An 18,459-nucleotide genomic window follows, 5' to 3' on the forward strand; every position below is an offset into this window, starting at 1 on the left:
ACAGAGTGACTTTCACATGGATGTGACCCATGAATAAACATTGCTATCGCATTATCTTCAGCCGCACCCATGGGGAACTCCGGGTGGTGTCAGAACTCGCCCGCAGTTGCAGCACGGAAGCCGGCCAGAGCCGTGGCAACGGCGCGCCACGTCTCTGGGTCACTTTACACCGCACGACGTGGCTGCTGGGACTGGCCCTGTTTGCCGGGCCTGCAATGGCGAACGGCATTGTGGCCGATAGCAATGCTACGCCAGGACAGCGGCCGGACGTCATCGCCACCCAGAACGGGTTACCACAGGTTAATATCACCGCCCCCAATCAGGCAGGAATCTCACACAACCAGTATCAGCAGTTCGGCGTCGCGCAGAACGGCGCTGTCCTGAATAACTCCGCAGTGATGACCTCAACACAACTGGCCGGAATGATTCAGGGCAACCCGAACCTCAAGCCCGGTGCTGCACCGGCGCGGGTGATCATCAACGAAGTAAACAGCAATAATCCCAGCCAGCTGCGCGGTTATATGGAAGTGGCGGGCGGACGGGCGCAGGTGATCGTTGCCAACCCGGCCGGGATTGTCTGTAACGGATGCGGCACTATCAACGCCGGACGGATGACGCTGACCACCGGCAAACCACAGCTCAACGCTGACGGCAGTCTGGCGGGTTATCAGGTCGAACGCGGCGTGGTGCGGATTGAAGGCGGCGGACTCAACGGCGATGCACGTCATGATACTGAGTATGTTGACGTACTGGCCCGCGCGGTGGAGATCAATGCGGGCGTCTGGGCCAAAAAAGAGCTGGCGGTGGTGGCCGGTCGCAATCGCGTAAGCGCAGACGCACAGACGATCACACCGCTGGCTGATGACGGCAGCGCCAGACCTGAACTGGCGATCGACATGGGGCAGATGGGCGGCATGTACAGCGGCCAGATCCGCATGATAGGCACTGAAGCGGGCGTCGGCGTGCGAAATCAGAACGCTCAGGTACAGGCGGGCAAAACGCTGGTGGTGAGCAGCGAAGGTAAGCTTGTCTGGCAGTCGGCGGCGCAGGATGGTGTGACGCAGGCCGGAGGCGACATCAGCCTGGCGGCCAGAGAGGATATTGACTATCAGGGCAAACTCCACAGTGGCGGTCAGCTGACGGTCCGGAGCCGCGAAGGCGAAATCACTCAGTCCGGCACCCTGGCGGCGGCAGGCGATGTGCGGCTGACGGCGGCCCGTAACATACAGAGCAGCGGACACCTGCTGGCAGGCAGCGATGCCAGCAGCCAGGTTGTGCAGGAAGCTAATCTGCAGCTGGAGAGCCAGAATACCATTCGCGCCAGCGGCAGCCTGCTGAGCAAAAAAGAGGTCAGCGCGCGCGGCCGCCGGGTCGATCTTAGTGGCGCTCAGATCGCGGCCAGCCGCGCAATGCTCACGGCTCAGGAAGGTGGTGTTGCCGTGCGTCAGGCGGTGATTAATGGCACGGAGCTGGTGATCAACACGGCAGGTGATATCGAGGCGCAGCAGGCGCAGATTAGCGCCGGGCGCTGGCAGATCGATGGACGCAGCCTGTTCAGCCAGCAGGCCGGATGGTCGCAGACCGGAAGTGGCGAAAGCCGCTTCACCCTGAGTGGTGGGCTGGATAACAGCGACGGAGCGATTGAGAGCCGGCAGCTCAGTTTCCAGGCCGCCTCGCTGAACAATCAGCGTGGCCGTATGGTTGCGCTTGATAACGCAGCGCAGCACTGGCGGATTGATGGGCTATTTGACAACACGTCGGGCGAGCTGGGCAGCAACGGCGATCTGACGCTTGAGACCGGCAGCCTGAATAACCAGGGCGGCACCATCAAAACCCAGGCGTCGTTGGCTATCACTGCCCGCGACGCGGTTAACAACAGTCAGGGTAATCTTCTGGCCGGTAATGTGCTGACGCTTAGCGCGGGCGGCGATCTGGATAATCACGCGGGCACCCTGAACGGCGGCCAGCTGTCGCTGACCGCGCAGCATCTGAACAATGCGCAGGGCGAGATTACCAGCCAGCGTGATCTGAGCCTGACGGCAAACGGGCTGGATAATTCAGAGGGCAAAGTGATTGCGCTGCAGGATCTGAGCCTGATGACGGCACAGGGCCTGGACAACAGCGATGGCTGGATCGAAGCGGGTCATCATCTTTCGCTCAACAGCGGCGGATTCTGGCAGAACAGCGGTGGGACGGCGCAGGGTGGTGAGCAGGTTACAGCGACGGCCGATCAACTCAATAACGCCAGCGGCCGGTTGCAGTCTGGCGGTGATCTGACGCTGACCAGTCGTGGCGATATCCTCAACCAGGGCGGCAAACTCACGGCGAAAAATGCTCTCGCGATCCAGGGCACCGCCGCGACGCTGTTTGATAACGATAGCGGGTCGCTGCAAAGCGGCGGCGATCTGCTCATGCAGGGTGGCGCACTGAACAATCGTCAGTCAGGACAGATTTTCAGCCAGCAGTCGCTGACGCTCAGTCTGGCAGGCGAATGGGACAATCAGGGCGGCACCCTGACCGGCAATGGCAGCACGCAGGCCAGCGCCGCAAATCTGTTGAATGCCGGGGGGGCGATCAATGCGCTGGACGCGCTGAATATGCAGTTTACTGGTCGTCTGGATAACAGTAATGGCCGCATCTTCAGTCGGCTAAGCCAGACGCTCCAGGCGCAGGAAATTGGCAATGCGCAGGGCTGGATGGGTAGCCAGGGGCGCTGGGCTGCCACGACTGCCGGTTTCGATAACACGGCGGGCAGCGTGCAAAGTCAGCTGCAGGCTGAGCTCTCGGCAAACTGGCTCAGTAACGCCAGCGGCGTGTTGCAGTCAGCCGCCGGGCTGGTGTTGCGCGTTGCACAGAATATCAATAACCTGGCCGGTAAAGTCTCTGCTCAGCAGCTGCTGACCGTTCAGGGTCAGACCAGCGGCAGCCGCACCGGTAACATTAACAATGCGGGCGGCCAGTGGCTGGCTGGTGAGGGGCTGACCATCACCGCTGCCCATCTCGGTAACACTCAGGGCGGTCTGCTCTACAGTCAGCGGCAGTTAAGGCTGAACCTGGCCGGGGATCTGGATAACCGGGCGGGCAACGTGCAGAGTGGCGGCGCGCTCCAGCTTGATGCGCAGACGCTGAACAACGCGGGCGGCCACATCGACAGCCAGCAACAGCTCAGCCTGCAGCTGTCAGGACAGATGGATAACAGCGACGGTGCGGTGCGCAGCAACGGTGAACAGCAGGTTAATGCCGCGACGGTCACTAACCGTCAGGGCATCTTCAGCAGTCGTGAGGCGATTAATCTGACAACAGGGCAACTGGAGAATGCCAGCGGCACGCTGATCAGTCAGGGCGCGGGAAATTATCACCTCAATGTGCTCAACAACCAGCAGGGCAAAGTCCACAGCGGCGCGGCGCTCTCCCTTGACGCTGCGCAACTGAACAATCAGGGCGGCCAGCTGGTCGCCACTCAGGATCTCGTGCTGAAGGCCACGGCGATCGATAACAGCACACAGGGTGTGCTCAGCAGCCAGGCGGGACTCTCACTGCAGGCCGATCGTCTGAGTAACCGCGACGGCGGCCTGTTACTCGGTACGACCTTTACCGACATCGCTGCCCGTGACATCGATAACAGCAGCGGACGGCTGCAGAGCGCCGGAACGCTCATGCTGCGCGGTGTTGCACAGCTGGACAACCGGCAGGGAAGGGTGCTGGCGAATGGCGATCTCACCCTCAACGGTGATCTCTCACCGACTGATTCACCGCTGGTGCTGCTCAATCAGAGCGGACGGCTGGAGAGTGCTGGCGCATTAAACATCCATGCACACTCTTTCGATAATCAGGGCGGCACGCTGCTAGGCCTGCAAGCTCTGACGCTGACTGCACAACAGGACTACACCCGCCATGCGGGTGAAACCATCAGCAGTAACGGCACGGTGACTTTCTCGCTGAGCGGGGCGTTTACTAACCTGGTGGACTGGCTGCTGCCAGGTAATCTTGTGCTGAATGCGGCAGGCATAACCAACCCGGCGATGCTGGTGGGTAAAACCGTTCAGCTCACGACGGGTGCGCTTCTGAACAGCGGGCGGCTTGAAGCCGACAACCTGACGCTGAATGTCGACTCGCTGGATAACCTCGCCACCGTGATAGGCGATGAGGTCACCGTGCGTGGTCGGGTTATCGATAATCACGGACAGACTGCGGTCATTGCCGCAACGCAAAGCCTGACGCTGCAGGCCAGCGAGCGGCTGAGCAACAAAGAGGGTGCATTGCTCTACAGCGGCGATCGCCTGTCATTGCACAGCGATGACCTGATCGAGAACCGGGCGAGTTTTATCGAAGCAGATGGTGATATGACGCTGGAGGCGCGGCGGCTCGACAACCTGCGCGAAGGACTGGTGATAGAGCGCGAGGCCGAGAGCAGCGACTACAGCTGGCATCGTTATAACTATTACTGGCGCTCTTATGGCGGAGAGACCAATACGAATCTCAGCACTATGGCGTCGACCACTCAGCAATTGACCTTCCAGGATGAAGCAGCGGCACAGAATAATCCTTACGGCACGCTGCTGGCGATTGACGCTGCAGGCAAACGCGCCCAGGTTCGCGTCATGAACAATCAGGGCGTGCTGACCGATCTGTGGGTTAACTATCTGGCGCTGAACCCCAATGCCGACGGCACCTATGCCATGACGTTCTATGAAACCCGTGGGTTGCGGCAAAAAAATGTGCCAACCCCTTATCAGAACACGGTATGGCGCGAAGCCAACAGTGGACGTCTTGAGCAGTGGGATCCCGAAAAGCATATCGACATCGACAATGCGCTTTTCGTCACTGATTACAACAATTTCCGTGAGCGTAGCGTAACCGGCACGGTGACGCGTGATCGGCTGGTCAGTGAAGGTATCGGCGCGCGCATTCTTGCGGGTGGCGACATGGTGCTACGCATCATCGGCGCATTACTCAATGACGCCAGCGTGATCACGGCTAACGGCAATCTGACCGTGGACGGCGGTGGCAGCATTGATAACCGGGGCTATTCGGTCAATGAGCGACGCCAGGAAGTGATTGTCGACCATTATGACCAGAATACCCATCACTGGTACCCGACCTTCAATTCTGATGAGACCACGGCCCTGGCTACCATTGATGGCATCATTACCGGCAACGGTAATGTCAGTATCAGCGGAGCGAGCATCAGTAACACCACCGTTAATCAGGCGCAGATCAGCCAGCTTGAGGCGGCGCTGCAGGCGGTGGATGCCGAACGCGCAGAGTATGAACGTAACCCGCTGGCTTTTGCCGTAGACGGCGTCGCTCACCATGACGGCGACACAGAGCTTGCGGCGGGTAATTCCTCGGGTCGCCCGCTGTTACCGGCTGAGCTGGCACTGACGGCGCTGCAACAGCTGGAGAAAGTCGCCACAACCCTCCCCGATAACGGCCTGTTCAGCCAGCACACTGCGGCGGGCAGCCCGTATCTGGTGGTGACTGACGAGCGCTTCACCAGCCAGAGCAAATTTATCAGCAGCGACTATCTGCTCGAACGCGTGGGCTATGACCCGTCACAGGTGCATAAACGGCTGGGCGACGGTTTTTATGAGCAGCGCCTGGTGCGCGAGCAGGTCCTGAAACTGACCGGCAGGCCTTCCGTTAACGGCTGGGATGCAATGGAGCAGTATCAGGCGCTAATGAATAACGGCTCAAAAGTGGCGCAGGATTTCCATCTGGTGCCGGGTGTGGCGCTGACGCCGCAACAGATTGCGGCGCTGCAGCAGGATATCGTCTGGCTGGTCAGCGAAACGGTTGATACGGCAGACGGACCTCAGACGGTGTGGGTGCCGAAAGTTTATCTGGCCCAGAACACGCTGCGCCTGACCGGCGCGGGCGCGGTGATTGGCGGCGGTAACCTGCAGCTCTCGGCGGACAGCGTGACCAATGCCGGTAATCTGTTTGCGGATAAGGCACTCGCCATCGACAGCGGGCAGTTTCAGCACCTGAGCGGCGATATTAAGGCGGGCAGCATCGATGTGCAGGCGGAAAGCCTCACGATCAGCACCGATCTGCAGAATGCCCTGCGTCAGGCGACGATGAGTGCTGGGGATATCAGCCTCAGCGGTACCGATATCCGGCTGCAGGGCGCGAAGCTGGACGCCACCGATAATCTCAGCCTGAGCGCACGCAATAACCTTGAGATCGGTACCGCAAAAAGCAGCCACAGCGGCAGCCTGGAGGTTATCTCCGGGGCGATGGGCAACCGCACCAGCAGCGGCATGGAAGAAGCGGGCAGGCGCATGGCGCAGGTCAGCGGTGAGTGGCAGCAGGCAAAGGGCAGCGAGCTTAACGCCGGTGGCAACCTTCTGCTCTCGGCCGGTCGTGATCTGACGCTGACCGGTAGTCAGGCCAGCGCCTCCGGCTCCGCCCGGGTTCAGGCTGGCGGAGACATTCGCATCGGCGCTGAAACCACCACCAATACCACCCATCTTGAGGCCGACAGCCGGACCTCGTCGGTCAGCAATAGTCGCCAGGAAGATCGTCTGTTGCTCAGCACCCTGAGCGGCGCTCAGGGTGTGACGCTGGTGGCGGGTAATAACCTGCTGGCCGAAGGTGCGCAGGTTGACAGTACCGAGGGCCGCATTGGCGTCAGCGCGCAGAACGTTACCATTAAAGACGCACGCGCCAGCCTGGTAGCTCAGGACAGCGAAAACAAGCGCGAGGGTAATACCCGCACTCACCGTGAAGAGGAAACTGCACGTGAGAGCAGCACCGGCAGCACCTTCAGCGGGCAGCAGGGCGTGACGGTGATCGGGCGCGAGGGCGACGTCACCGTTACCGGCAGTACGCTGCACAGCGAACAGGGCGCGGTCGGGTTGCAGGCAAAACAGGACGTGGTACTGAACACCGCCACCGAACGTGAGTCGCTCTACAGTGAAGAACGCTCAGAGAATAAAGGTCTGCTGAACAAAAGCAGCGGTCACAGCGTGACGCGGGACGTCACCACCCGCGAGAACGGCAGCCTGCTGAGCGGCGAAAGCGTCACGGTCATCGCCGGACGCGACCTGACGGTGACCGGCTCGGCGGTGGCCGCCGACCAGGATGTGAACCTGCGGGCCGGGCGCGACGTGGAGATTGGCGCGGCGACGGAGACCGAGAGCCATTATCAGCTGGAGGAGAAGAAAAAGAGCGGCCTGCTGGGCAGCGGCGGCATCGGCTTCACGGTCGGCAAGCAGTCGACCCGTCATGAGATTGATGAGAAGGGCACCACCCAGAGCCAGAGCGTCAGCACCGTCGGCAGCAGCCAGGGCAGCGTGAACGTCACGGCGGGCAACCGGCTGCACGTCGGCGGCGCGGACCTGGTAGCGGGTAAAGACATGAACCTGACGGGCGACAGCGTAACTATCGATCCGGGCTTTGATTCACGCAGCCGTAAGGAAACCTTCGAGCAGAAACAGAGCGGTCTGAGCATCGCCCTGTCAGGCACGGCAGGCAGCGCGCTCAACACGGCGGTGAGCACCGCACAGCAGGCCAGGAAGTCGGGCGACGGACGGGTCAGCGCGCTGCAGAACACCCAGGCGGCGCTGAACGGGGTGCAGGCGGCGCAGGCGGTTCAGATGGACGGGCTGAACACGGCCTCCGCGGACGCACACAATGCCGCCGGCAACCTGCAGCCGGGGCAGGACAGCTATCAGGCGGGTTCGACCAGCACCGTCGGCGTCAGCGCCTCGTACGGCAGCCAGTCGTCGAAAAGCGAAACGCGGACTGAGAGCAGCCGGTCGCAGGGCAGTACGCTGACGGCGGGCCGGAATCTGGCCGTCACGGCAACCGGCAAAAACGGTACGGCGCAGAGCGGCGACATCAGCATCGCCGGCAGCCAGCTGAAGGCGGGCGGCGACCTGAGCCTGGAGGCGTCGCGGGACATCCTGCTGCAGTCGGCGCAGAACACGCAGAGCACCGACAGTAAGAACAGCAGCAAGGGCGGCAGCGTCGGGGTCGGTATCGGCGTCGGGTCAGGCGGCTACGGCATCAGCGTGTCGGCGAGCGTCAACGCGGCGAAAGGCAACGAAAAAGGCAACGGGCTGACGCACAGCGAGACCACGCTGGACGCGGACAGTCAGCTCAGCCTGACCAGCGGGCGCGACACGACGCTCACGGGCGCGCAGGCAAGCGGCAACAGCGTGAAGGTGGACGCGGGCCGCAACCTGACGCTGACCTCAGAGCAGGACAGCGACCGCTACGACAGCAGGCAGCAGAGTGCCGGCGCGGGCGGCAGCTTCACGTTCGGCTCCATGACCGGCTCAGCGAACGTGAACGTGAGCCGGGATAAAATGCACAGCACCTGGCAGAGCGTGACGGAGCAGACCGGGATTTTTGCGGGTCAGGGCGGCTTTGACGTGACGGTGGGTGAGCACACACAGCTGAACGGGGCGGTCATCAGCTCGACGGCCACCCCCGATAAGAACCGGCTCGACACCGGGACGCTGGGGTTCAGCGACATTGAGAACCACGCGGAATATGAGGTGGAGCATCAGAGCGCGGGGATAAGCACCGGCGGCAGCATCGGGGGGGACTTCGCCGGGAACATGGCGAACGGGGTGCTGGCGGGGCTGAGCGGCTCGGACAGCGCCTCGTCGGTGACGAAGTCGGCGGTGAGCGAAGGCACTGTCGTTATCCGCGACACATCGAAGCAGACGCAGGACGTGGCGGACCTCAGCCGCGACGTGGCGAACGCGAATCCGGGGCTGGAGGTCATCTTCGACAAGGAGAAGGAGCAGAACCGGCTGAAGGCGGCGCAGCTTATCGGGGAAATCGGCAGTCAGGCGGGTGATATTGCAAGGACGCAGGGCCAGATAGCGGGCCTGAAGGCGCAGCAGGATCCGGCTGCTCTTCAGGCGGCGAAAGAGGAGCTGGCCGGAAAAGGGAAGCTGAACCCGACGTCAGATGAAATAGCGAAGCAGGCTTACGACACGGCGATGAAGCCGTTCGGCACCGGCTCGTCACTGCAGCAGGGCATCAGCGCGGTGACGGCGGCGATGCAGGGCCTGTCGGGCGGGAACGTGGCGCAGGCGGTAAGCGGCGCGTCGGCACCGTACCTGGCGGAAAAGATACATGAACTGACGACGGACGCGAACGGTAAGGTTAATGTCCAGGCGAACCTGATGGCGCACGCGGTGCTGGGTGCGGTAACCTCGTACGCGGCGGGCAATACAGCGCTGGCCGGAGCCTCGGGCGCGGTGATGGGCGAGTACATCGCGCAGCAGCTGTATCCGGGGGTTAAGCGCAGTGACCTGTCTGAGGAGCAGCGGCAGACGATAAGCGCGCTGGGTACGCTGGCGGCGGGTCTTGCGGGCGGCGTTGTGGGTGACAGCACGGCGGATGCAGTGGCGGGCGCGCAGGCCGGGAAAACGTCGCTCGAATTCAACTCGCTTAGCGGTGACCAGGCGCGGGCAACGGCGAAACAGGCCGCTGAATCCCTGAAGGATCAGGTCAGGGAAAAGCTGGGTGAGGGTACAACCTCTTCCATCGCCAACGGCATTATCAATGCCCTTGCCGATACCGGCGATGCGGCATTAGGTGGAGCTGATTACGCTGCTGACGCAGCAATGGCGCTGGCGTCATGTGCTACCGGGGACAGTTACTGCGGTACGGCGCTTAATGACCTGTCCGGTAAGAATCAGGCGGTAGCGGACAGCGTTAAGGCGCTGATGAGCAGCGATACCTGGTCTGTGGTTGCAGATACGATCAAACAGGCATCCGAAGGAAACCAGGTGGCGCTGGAAGCTACGGGCGGCATGCTGGCCGGGATTATATTACCGGGTAAAAAAGTTCCACATGTGCCAAATGCTGGAGCCGTGGGAAATATGAAAGAATTTCTTACCCAACAGGGGCTTGGTGCTCAAATAAAAAATAGTGCTCAAAAAAGTAGTCAAATATATCAAGGTCAGAGCATTTATAAAGCAAGTAGTGACATTGGCGATGTGATAAAAAAAGGCGATCAATTCTATCTGGATGGGCAGCATAAAAATCATCTTGAAGTATTCGACAGCAAAGGTAAATTCAAGGCAGTATTAAATCTTGATGGGACTATTAATAAGATTAAGACTGAGGCAGCTAAGGGAAGGAAAATATAATGCGGCAACTAGCAATGAGTAACAAGAAATTGCGAGGAATACCTCGCAGATTAAGATCATTAAAGAGATGGTCGGAGTCGTACGCGTCTAAATTTCCAGAGATTAATTCTGAAGGCTACTCTAATGGCTACTGGAATGTAAAAATTCCGGTGCATTTTTCACTGGTTCAAGGGAAGCAAACTAGTCATGATATTCAGTCATATTGTGCACAGGTATTGATAAATGCAGCATATGAAATTCATCAAGCCAAGCCTGTTAATAAAAATGATATAAGAGTTACGTGCAGTATTGTTTTGCCTGATATGTTTTCAAGTGAATTATGTTTATTTACTTCTGAAGAGTATTTCGATATGCATACATCGCCGGGGGTTAATGTTTTTGGGGAATTAAGTTTACTGCGTGATAGAAGTTTGATCAGAGAATGGGGTTTAAAATTACCGAAAGGTTTTTCGGAGTTAGGAATACTAAGGGTCTGTGAAAATGATGAGGGTGAGCTTTATCATTCAGAGCACTGGTATATTGGTGAGGTCAGTAAAAAATAGACCTCTATTTTTTAGCGGAAGATCCCGGCCAGTGTGAAGTGAGCCGGGATTTTTGCATTTAAGCCCTGAATCTTCCCGCTTACCGCCGCTGCAACCTTAGCACACCGGGCGCAGTGGTAACCTCCAGCTGTCCCGCCTCGGTGATACCGAAGCCGGTCAGCCAGTCGCCGCCGAGAATCACCTCGCCATTCTCGCGCACCCAATCTGCCCATGAATCCTGTATTTGCAAGCTACAGGCTTCGCAGAGTTCTCTCCACTCCGCCTCATCGGTGACGATAGTTACTGTCAGCGAGTTATCGTGGCGCGTCACCCGGGTCGGCGAACGTGAACGTGAGCCGGGATAAGATGCACAGCAACTGGCAGAGCGTGGCGGAGCAGACCGGCATCTTTGCCGGGAAGGGCGGTTTTGACGTCACGGTGGGTGAGCACACGCAGCTGAACGGCGCGGTCATCGCGAGTACGGCAGATGCCAGCCTGAATAAGCTCGACACCGGCACGCTGGGCTTTGGTGACATAGAGAACCACGTGGACTATAGGGTGGAGCACCAGAGCGCCGGGATAAGCACGGGCGCCAGCATGCCGTTCGCCGGGAACATGGCGAACGGCATGCTGGCGGGGCTGAACGGCAGCGGCAGCGCGGACTCCACCACGAAGGCGGCGGTGAGTGAGGCCACCATCGTTATCCGCGATAAGGAACAGCAGACGCAGGACGTGGCGGACCTCAGCCGCGACGTGGCGAACGCGAATCCGGGGCTGGAGGTCATCTTTGACAAGGAGAAGGAGCAGAACCGGCTGAAGGCGGCGCAGCTCATCGGGGAAATCGGGGCTCAGGCGGGGGATATCGCACGGACGCAGGGCCAGATAGCGGGCCTGAAGGCGCAGCAGGACCCGGCGGCTCTTCAGGCGGCGCGTGAGCAGCTGGCGGCAAGCGGTAAGCCTTATACGGAAGCCGATATATCGCAGCGGGCGTATGACAACGCGATGAAGCCGTTCGGCACCGGCTCGTCACTGCAGCAGGGCATCAGCGCGGTGACGGCGGCGGTGCAGGGCCTGTCGGGCGGGAACGTGGCGCAGGCGATAAGCGGCGCGTCGGCACCGTACCTGGCGGAAAAGATACATGAACTGACGACGGACGCGAACGGTAAGGTTAATGTCCAGGCGAACCTGATGGCGCACGCGGTGCTGGGTGCGGTAACCTCGTACGCGGCGGGCAATACAGCGCTGGCCGGAGCCTCGGGCGCGGTGATGGGCGAGTACATCGCGCAGCAGATGTATCCGGGCGTTAAACGTGAAGACCTGTCTGAGGAGCAGCGGCAGACAATAAGTGCGCTGGGGACGCTGGCGGCGGGTCTGGCGGGCGGCGTGGTTGGTGACAGCTCGGCGGATGCGGTGGCGGGGGCGCAGACGGGTAAAAATGCGATTGAGCAGAATCACCTGCACGTATCGGAGAAGACCGAGCTGGAGCTGGCGAAGCAGAAACTCCAGAACAGCAAAGATCCGGCAGAGCGTGAGCAGGCGCAGCAGAAGATCAATGAGCTGAACGAGCTGGATATCAGCCGCGATCAGAAAGTGCTGGATGCCTGCGGAAATGGTAACGCAGGAAGCGCAGCCTGTGCCGGTGCGAGACTGGAAGTTATCGCAGTAAAAGGCGAGTACGAAACCGGCCCCTACAACTCGAAGATCAGCCAGCAGTATGCAGACTCCTACGGTAAGATCGTAGACCTGCTGAATATCACCAGCGTTGATGCACAGAATCAGCAGCAGGTGAAAGATGCGATGGTGAATTACGCCATGGTTCAGCTTGGCGTAGACAAAGCAACGGCAGAGCAGTACGTATCTACCTATGACGCGATGAAGATCGTTGCTGCTTCAATGTCACCAGTACTGGGAACGGCAGCGGCTAATAAGCTCCGCGCGATGGTCAAAGAAGCTAAAATTTATCCTTCAGGGATTAGCTTTAAAATTGATCAGCCGGAACATATGGGATCTGTTGTAAAATATAGCCAGCAGAAAGGTATTACAGGAGGCCATAATGCCGATGCCTTCTACTCAACAGTAAGTGAGAAAAATGTGAAAATCGTCGGTGAAACTCAAACTGGTATTAAGGGGATATCAGAAGTTCAATATCAAATCCCTTCTTATGATCGAGCTGGCAATGTTATGGGTTACAAAGAGAAGGTATTTACCAAAACAATCTATGATCCTAAGGTTTATACTGATAAAAAAATATTAGATTTGGGGCAGCAAGCCGCAAGTGATGGTTACAAAGCAGCTATAGCATCAGGACAAAGAGAGTATACGGCAATAGCCGGTGGGATAAAATTCCAAGTTTATTTGGATCAGAAAACAGGAATGGTAGAAAACTTCTATCCGGTGGCTAAATGATGAACGAATATATATTTAATAACACAGACTATGAAAATGATCCTGAATGGGTTATCAAGGACTACTTTAATTCAATGAATTTGCAAGGTAAATTCCTGTGGATGTTGCCGTATCTTATAAATAAGATTGGCTGTGGTGTTAATGAAACATATTGCTCATTTCCTGATTTTGAAGATCCTGATCCAGAATGCCATTTTGAAGGAGTAATGTTTGGTGTCTGGGAAGGGGAAATCATCGTTCCTGAATCTGTAGGTTTTAAATATACTCGACTGGCCTGTGAAAAGTATCTGAAGCTTCACCCGGAAGATACAGAAAAAGTAAATAGTTTACTGTCAAAACTTTCTTCTTGATAAAAAGAGCCCGGTCATAAAACCGGGATCTTTTTACCTGTTACTCAGCAGGCCGGATCACCAGTTTCCCCTGTTCTACGGCGACGGTACCCGGAACCAGGCAGAACACATAACTGTGTGAACTGTTCTGTTGTCACTGATGCTACTTTGGCTGGAAATCCTGCATCGGCGTTGCTTGTAAATCATAAAAACGTCAGCGCCTCGTACGGCAGCCAGTCGTCGAAAAGCGAAACGCGGACTGAGAGCAGCCGGTCGCAGGGCAGCACGCTGACGGCGGGCCGGAATCTGGCCGTCACGGCAACCGGCAAAAACGGTACGGCGCAGAGCGGCGACATCAGCATCGCCGGCAGCCAGCTGAAGGCGGGCGGCGACCTGAGCCTGGAGGCGTCGCGGGACATCCTGCTGCAGTCGGCGCAGAACACGCAGAGCACCGACAGTAAGAACAGCAGCAAGGGCGGCAGCGTCGGGGTCGGTATCGGCGTCGGGTCAGGCGGCTACGGCATCAGCGTGTCGGCGAGCGTCAACGCGGCGAAAGGCAGCGAAAAAGGCAACGGGCTGACGCACAGCGAGACCACGCTGGACGTGGGCAACCGGCTCAGCCTGACCAGCGGGCGCGACACGACGCTCACGGGCGCGCAGGCCAGCGGTGAGAGCGTGAAGGTGGACGCGGGCCGCAACCTGACGCAGACCTCAGAGCAGGACAGCGACCGCTACGACAGCAAACAGCAGAGCGCCAGCGCGGGCGGCAGCTTTACCTTCGGCTCAATGACCGGGTCGGCGAACGTGAACGTGAGCCGGGATAAGATGCACAGCAACTGGCAGAGCGTGGCGGAGCAGACCGGCATCTTTGCCGGGAAGGGCGGCTTTAACGTCACGGTGGGTGAGCACACGCAGCTGAACGGTGCGGTTATTGCGAGTACGGCTGATGCCAGCCTGAATAAGCTCGACACCGGCACGCTGGGCTTTGGTGACATAGAGAACCACGCGGAATATGACGTGGAGCATCAGAGCGCGGGCATGAGCACGGGCGGCAGCGTGGGCGGTCAGTTCGCCGGGAACATGGCGAACGGCATGCTGGCGGGACTGAACGACAGCGGCAGCGCGGACTCCACCACGAAGGCGGCGGTGAGTGAGGCCACCATCGTTATCCGCGATAAGGAACAGCAGACGCAGGACGTGGCGGACCTCAGCCGCGACGTGGCGAACGCGAATCCGGGGCTGGACGTCATCTTCGACAAGGAGAAGGAGCAGAACCGGCTGAAGGCGGCGCAGCTTATCGGGGAAATCGGGGCTCAGGCGGGGGATATCGCCCGGACGCAGGGCCAGATAGCGGGCCTGAAGGCGCAGCAGGATCCGGCTGCTCTTCAGGCGGCGCGTGAGCAGCTGGCGGCAAGCGGTAACCCTTATACGGAAGCCGATATATCGCAGCGGGCGTATGACAACGCGATGAAGCCGTTCGGCACGGGTTCGTCGCTGCAGCAGGGCATCAGCGCAGTGACGGCGGCGGTGCAGGGCCTGTCGGGCGGGAACGTGGCGCAGGCGATAAGCGGCGCGTCGGCACCGTACCTGGCGGAAAAGATACATGAACTGACGACGGACGCGAACGGTAAGGTTAATGTCCAGGCGAACCTGATGGCGCACGCGGTGCTGGGTGCGGTAACCTCGTACGCGGCGGGCAATACAGCGCTGGCCGGAGCCTCGGGCGCGGTGATGGGCGAGTACATCGCGCAGCAGATGTATCCGGGCGTTAAACGTGAAGACCTGTCTGAGGAGCAGCGACAGACGATAAGTGCGCTGGGAACGTTAGCGGCGGGTCTGGCTGGCGGCGTTGTGGGTGACAGCACGACGGATGTTGTGGCGGGGGCTCAGGCGGGGAAAACGTCGCTGGAAAATAACAACCTTTTACTGCCAAGGTACATGCCAGTGCCTGTTCCGGGACTGCCGACGAGTCCGGGAGATAAAGTTGTTCAGGATGCGAATAACAACATTGCATCAGAACTGGATAAGGCTCTGAAAGGGTCAGGAACTGAAGCGGATACGCTGCCGATCACTGATGGCCCTTCAATCGTTGAAGCGCGTGACGAAGCTGCAAACTCCCGCGATCCGAATGTGGCGAAGGATCTGACGGATGCGGAGAAAGCTGAGCTGGGCGGTGCAGGATCGGGAGCGCCGGGTGGATGGGAACCGCAGGATGAGGAGAATGCGCGGAACAATGAAAGTAGCCAGAACAATAATTTTGATCGTTTCAAGAAAGATGATCTTGTTTCTTCAGCCAACAAGCCAATTAACGAACAGGGTCTATCCGCAGCGGCCAGAGCATGGGAGAAACATGCTGGCAGGCCTGGCGGTGTTTTTGAACCATTAAAAGGTAACCCAGCTCAAAAAAGCGAAGCTGCAAATAAGTTTGTAAACGAAGTTTTGAATAGTACTAATACTATAAAAACAGATCTTTCCAGAGGAGGTATAGAGTACAGGCTTCCTGATGGAAGAGGGGTGCGCTATAACTCAGATGGTTCATTTTCTGGTTTCTTAGATCCTAAAAATCCGAGATGAAAATATGAATAATGACTTTGAAATAACCTTCTTCAGTGATTCTAAATATGAAGAAATTACAGCCGAGATCTCTTATAAGGATCAAATACTTTGCCAATTAAACAAAGATAAAGGGCCTGATAATATTGAGATTGAGTTTTTTTCGGATGCTAGGGTATTGGCTGAACAGGATAAAATGAAGTTTAGCTTAAGTAGTTTTTTACAAATAATAGCCGAAGCGACGGAAGAACTAAAAATATCTTAACTGACTATGAATCCCGGCCAACTGGCCGGGATTTTTGCTTTAAGCCCTGAATCTCCTCTTACCGCCGCTGCAGCCGCAACACATCTGCTGCTGCGACAATTTCGACCTGTTCCGCATCCGTGATACCAAACCCGGTCAGCCAGTCACCGCCGATAATCACCTCGCCATTCTCCCGCACCCAGTCCGCCCCTGAATCCTGCCCCTGGAGATTGGCTTCGCACAGTGCTGTCCACTCCGCTCCGCTTCTTCAGTCACGGTTGTTACCGACAGCGTATTATCACGCAGCGTTAATCGGATCGGTAGTAAGTCCGAACGCAGCCAGCTCGCTACCCGGGATGGCCAGTTCCGGGACTGGCTCAGGAATAAAAGTGATGTTCATGTGTTCTCCTCCGTGAGGTGCATTATGCGGATAATCAGCTGGCCCTGTTCGGCGATGATGCTGACCGGCTGGCCTTTAATAAATCCTAACTGTTTCAGCCAGCGTCCCTTGATGGTGAGTTGGGGTAATGGATTCGGTCTGCCGCCGTTGGGGCGATATCCGACGATGCTTTTGCGTGCTTGGGGTACAGCGGGTTCTGACGTAGAATCAGCTCTAGCCATAATTAACTCCTGTTCAGTTAGTTGTGGTCAGCGGGCTGTTGGTGTTCCACCACCTTCAGCTCGCGCTAAAAATCTCTCGTTACGTTCTTCCTTTCTGTTTTCTCCTGTTCAAAATATACACCGCCCGCTTTGTAAACTCGCTGAAAGCTAAGTAATAAACTGCGAGTCGTCTCTGAAAAACGGATTGTTTTTTTCGTTTACTATTTCGTTTACATCCTCTTCCCAATACCCTCTTCAGCATCTGCAGCCGGCCCTTTGTTCATATGGGTGTGGCGATTTCCGGCATCGCATAAGAGTGAAATGGAGATGACAGAGAAAGGGATGACAGGCATGATGACACCACAAACGACACCACGCGAGAGTCAGGCTATGAGCACTATCCATTTCAGGATTGATGACGACGTTAAACGACTTGCCATGCAGGCAGCCGAGCGCCAGAAGAAGACGCTGACTGAGGTTATGCGTCAGCGAGCGGAAGAGCTGGCTGCTGAAGAGCGGCACTATCAGGACAGTAAACATGATGCATGGCTGGAAGAGCAGATAGCGGCTGCATTCAGTCGTTATGATGCCGGTGAAAGTGAATTCATCAGTAACGATGAAATGGATACTCGCATGGAAGAGCTTAAAGCGCAGGCCGCGCAGGGAAAATTGTGATAGCAGCCGTTCAATGGGAAAAACAGGCGCAGGCGGACAGGGAAACAATATTTCGTTATCTGTATCGTGAGGCTGGCCTGCTGGTAGCCAGTGCAACAGACGATAAGTTTACCCGGTTGGCCAGTCTGCTTAGCGAAAACCCGCGGGCTGGCACTAAAGTCGGAACAGAAAAACAGCTTAAACTGGTGGTGCCACGCTTACCGTTCATCATCATCTATGTAGCTGAAAAAGATGCGGTTCGCATCCTGCGTATACTGCATACATCCCAAAAAATATCGGGCCGCTATCAAAGATAGTCAGCCACTTCAGCCTGCATCAGATTGTCTGGATCATGAGCTACGGCAGAGAGAGCGGTGCGCTGAGGAGGCCGATGAAATCATCAGCCCCAGCACCGCACCTATCACGCCGCAGGCGGCGTCGTCCTTGCAAAGCTCTCGCGCTCAAACAGCGTTTCCGCCAGCTTCACCAGCGCCGGTCGTTCGACACACCAGTTCGGCACTACGCGGCGGAAATTGAGGTAGCCGATCATGCAGCCAGTGGCGATATCCGCCAGATTAAGCTGGCCGTTGTTAAGCCATTTCCCCTCTGCCGCCTTCGCTTCCAGCATATCGAGGCTGCGCTGAATCTTTTCACGATTGCGCAATAGCACCTCTTCCGACTGCAAATCCCCCGGACGCATTTGCTCGCGCACGATCACCAGCGCGGCATCGCTGACGCCATCCGCCAGCTTCTCCAGCTGACGGATGTTAAGCGATTCAAGCGGATCGGCAGGTAGCAGAGCAGGCTCCACGCCGCGCAGTTCCAGAAATTCGGCGATGATGCTGGAGTCGAACCAGATTTGCTTATCGTCAGCAACCAGCGCCGGGACTTTGCCCAGCGGATTGTAGTGCGGCACGTGGCTGTCATCGCTGTAAGGCGATGCGTTAACGAATTCAAACGTAATGCCTTTTTCCAGCATGATAATCGAAATCTTACGCACAAACGGGCTGGTGTAGCTGCCAATCAGTTTCATC

General features: G+C 57.7%; 9 protein-coding genes and 2 pseudogenes. 8 read left to right on the forward strand and 3 right to left on the reverse strand.

The window, feature by feature from the left end; translation table 11 throughout:
• The first annotated feature begins 29 nt into the window (after positions 1 to 29).
• Together NIM72_RS12545 and NIM72_RS12550 are read left to right on the forward strand one after the other, a co-directional pair.
• A complete protein-coding gene (locus NIM72_RS12545; RefSeq protein ID WP_253420618.1) occupies positions 30 to 10,118 on the forward strand; it encodes a hemagglutinin repeat-containing protein in 10,089 nt (3,362 codons plus the stop codon).
• Positions 10,118 to 10,660, forward strand: a complete 543-nt coding sequence (locus tag NIM72_RS12550) for a DUF3916 domain-containing protein (RefSeq protein ID WP_253420620.1) — start codon at positions 10,118 to 10,120, stop codon at positions 10,658 to 10,660. Before NIM72_RS12545 ends, NIM72_RS12550 begins: the two co-directional genes overlap by 1 nt.
• Positions 10,661 to 10,739: 79 nt before the next feature.
• Here NIM72_RS12550 and NIM72_RS12555 read toward each other — a convergent pair whose 3' ends face one another.
• Positions 10,740 to 10,889 (reverse strand): hypothetical protein, encoded by a 150-nt coding sequence (locus NIM72_RS12555; protein WP_253420623.1) that lies wholly within the window; start codon positions 10,887 to 10,889, stop codon positions 10,740 to 10,742.
• Positions 10,890 to 10,960: 71 nt separating this feature from the next.
• On the opposite strand from NIM72_RS12555, the pseudogene NIM72_RS12560 reads away from it, so the two are divergent.
• The 4 genes and pseudogenes from NIM72_RS12560 to NIM72_RS12575 form a co-directional block, all read left to right on the forward strand.
• A pseudogene (locus NIM72_RS12560) lies at positions 10,961 to 13,045 on the forward strand (VENN motif pre-toxin domain-containing protein); the annotation flags it as partial.
• Positions 13,042 to 13,395, forward strand: coding sequence for a ribonuclease toxin immunity protein CdiI (gene cdiI, locus NIM72_RS12565; protein ID WP_371876297.1), 354 nt, complete (start codon positions 13,042 to 13,044; stop codon positions 13,393 to 13,395). The pseudogene NIM72_RS12560 and the gene cdiI, both read left to right, overlap by 4 nt.
• A 180-nt stretch (positions 13,396 to 13,575) precedes the next feature.
• Positions 13,576 to 15,948, forward strand: a pseudogene (locus tag NIM72_RS12570) (hemagglutinin repeat-containing protein); the annotation flags it as partial.
• Between the two features lie 4 nt (positions 15,949 to 15,952).
• Positions 15,953 to 16,192, forward strand: coding sequence for a hypothetical protein (locus NIM72_RS12575; protein WP_253420626.1), 240 nt, complete (start codon positions 15,953 to 15,955; stop codon positions 16,190 to 16,192).
• A gap of 375 nt (positions 16,193 to 16,567) precedes the next feature.
• Here NIM72_RS12575 and NIM72_RS12580 read toward each other — a convergent pair whose 3' ends face one another.
• Positions 16,568 to 16,792, reverse strand: coding sequence for a SymE family type I addiction module toxin (locus tag NIM72_RS12580; RefSeq protein ID WP_253420629.1), 225 nt, complete (start codon positions 16,790 to 16,792; stop codon positions 16,568 to 16,570).
• Positions 16,793 to 17,161: 369 nt separating this feature from the next.
• Here NIM72_RS12580 and NIM72_RS12585 point away from each other — a divergent pair, with 369 nt between their 5' ends.
• Complete coding sequence (locus NIM72_RS12585; RefSeq protein WP_033784384.1) at positions 17,162 to 17,446, forward strand: damage-inducible protein J; 285 nt, start codon at positions 17,162 to 17,164, stop codon at positions 17,444 to 17,446.
• Positions 17,443 to 17,742: a type II toxin-antitoxin system RelE/ParE family toxin gene (locus NIM72_RS12590; RefSeq protein WP_161734159.1), complete on the forward strand. Its 300-nt coding sequence runs from the start codon at positions 17,443 to 17,445 to the stop codon at positions 17,740 to 17,742. The genes NIM72_RS12585 and NIM72_RS12590 overlap by 4 nt, the downstream gene beginning before the upstream one ends.
• A gap of 104 nt (positions 17,743 to 17,846) precedes the next feature.
• Here NIM72_RS12590 and NIM72_RS12595 read toward each other — a convergent pair whose 3' ends face one another.
• Positions 17,847 to 18,458 (reverse strand): glutathione S-transferase, encoded by a 612-nt coding sequence (locus NIM72_RS12595; RefSeq protein WP_222924779.1) that lies wholly within the window; start codon positions 18,456 to 18,458, stop codon positions 17,847 to 17,849.
• Between the last annotated feature and the right edge of the window lies 1 nt (position 18,459).

The sequence above is a fragment of the Pantoea sp. B550 genome, from assembly GCF_024158165.1.
GTDB lineage: Bacteria > Pseudomonadota > Gammaproteobacteria > Enterobacterales > Enterobacteriaceae > Pantoea > Pantoea alfalfae.

Excerpts from the sequence above, each read along its gene's own strand:
- NIM72_RS12545 (WP_253420618.1), top strand. The coding sequence starts at position 30 with ATGAATAAACATTGCTATCGCATTATCTTCAGCCGCACCCATGGGGAA.
- NIM72_RS12550 (WP_253420620.1), top strand. The coding sequence starts at position 10,118 with ATGCGGCAACTAGCAATGAGTAACAAGAAATTGCGAGGAATACCTCGC.
- cdiI (WP_371876297.1), top strand. The coding sequence starts at position 13,042 with ATGATGAACGAATATATATTTAATAACACAGACTATGAAAATGATCCT.
- NIM72_RS12575 (WP_253420626.1), top strand. The coding sequence starts at position 15,953 with ATGAATAATGACTTTGAAATAACCTTCTTCAGTGATTCTAAATATGAA.
- NIM72_RS12580 (WP_253420629.1), bottom strand. The coding sequence starts at position 16,792 with ATGGCTAGAGCTGATTCTACGTCAGAACCCGCTGTACCCCAAGCACGC.
- NIM72_RS12585 (WP_033784384.1), top strand. The coding sequence starts at position 17,162 with ATGAGCACTATCCATTTCAGGATTGATGACGACGTTAAACGACTTGCC.
- NIM72_RS12595 (WP_222924779.1), bottom strand. The coding sequence starts at position 18,458 with ATGAAACTGATTGGCAGCTACACCAGCCCGTTTGTGCGTAAGATTTCG.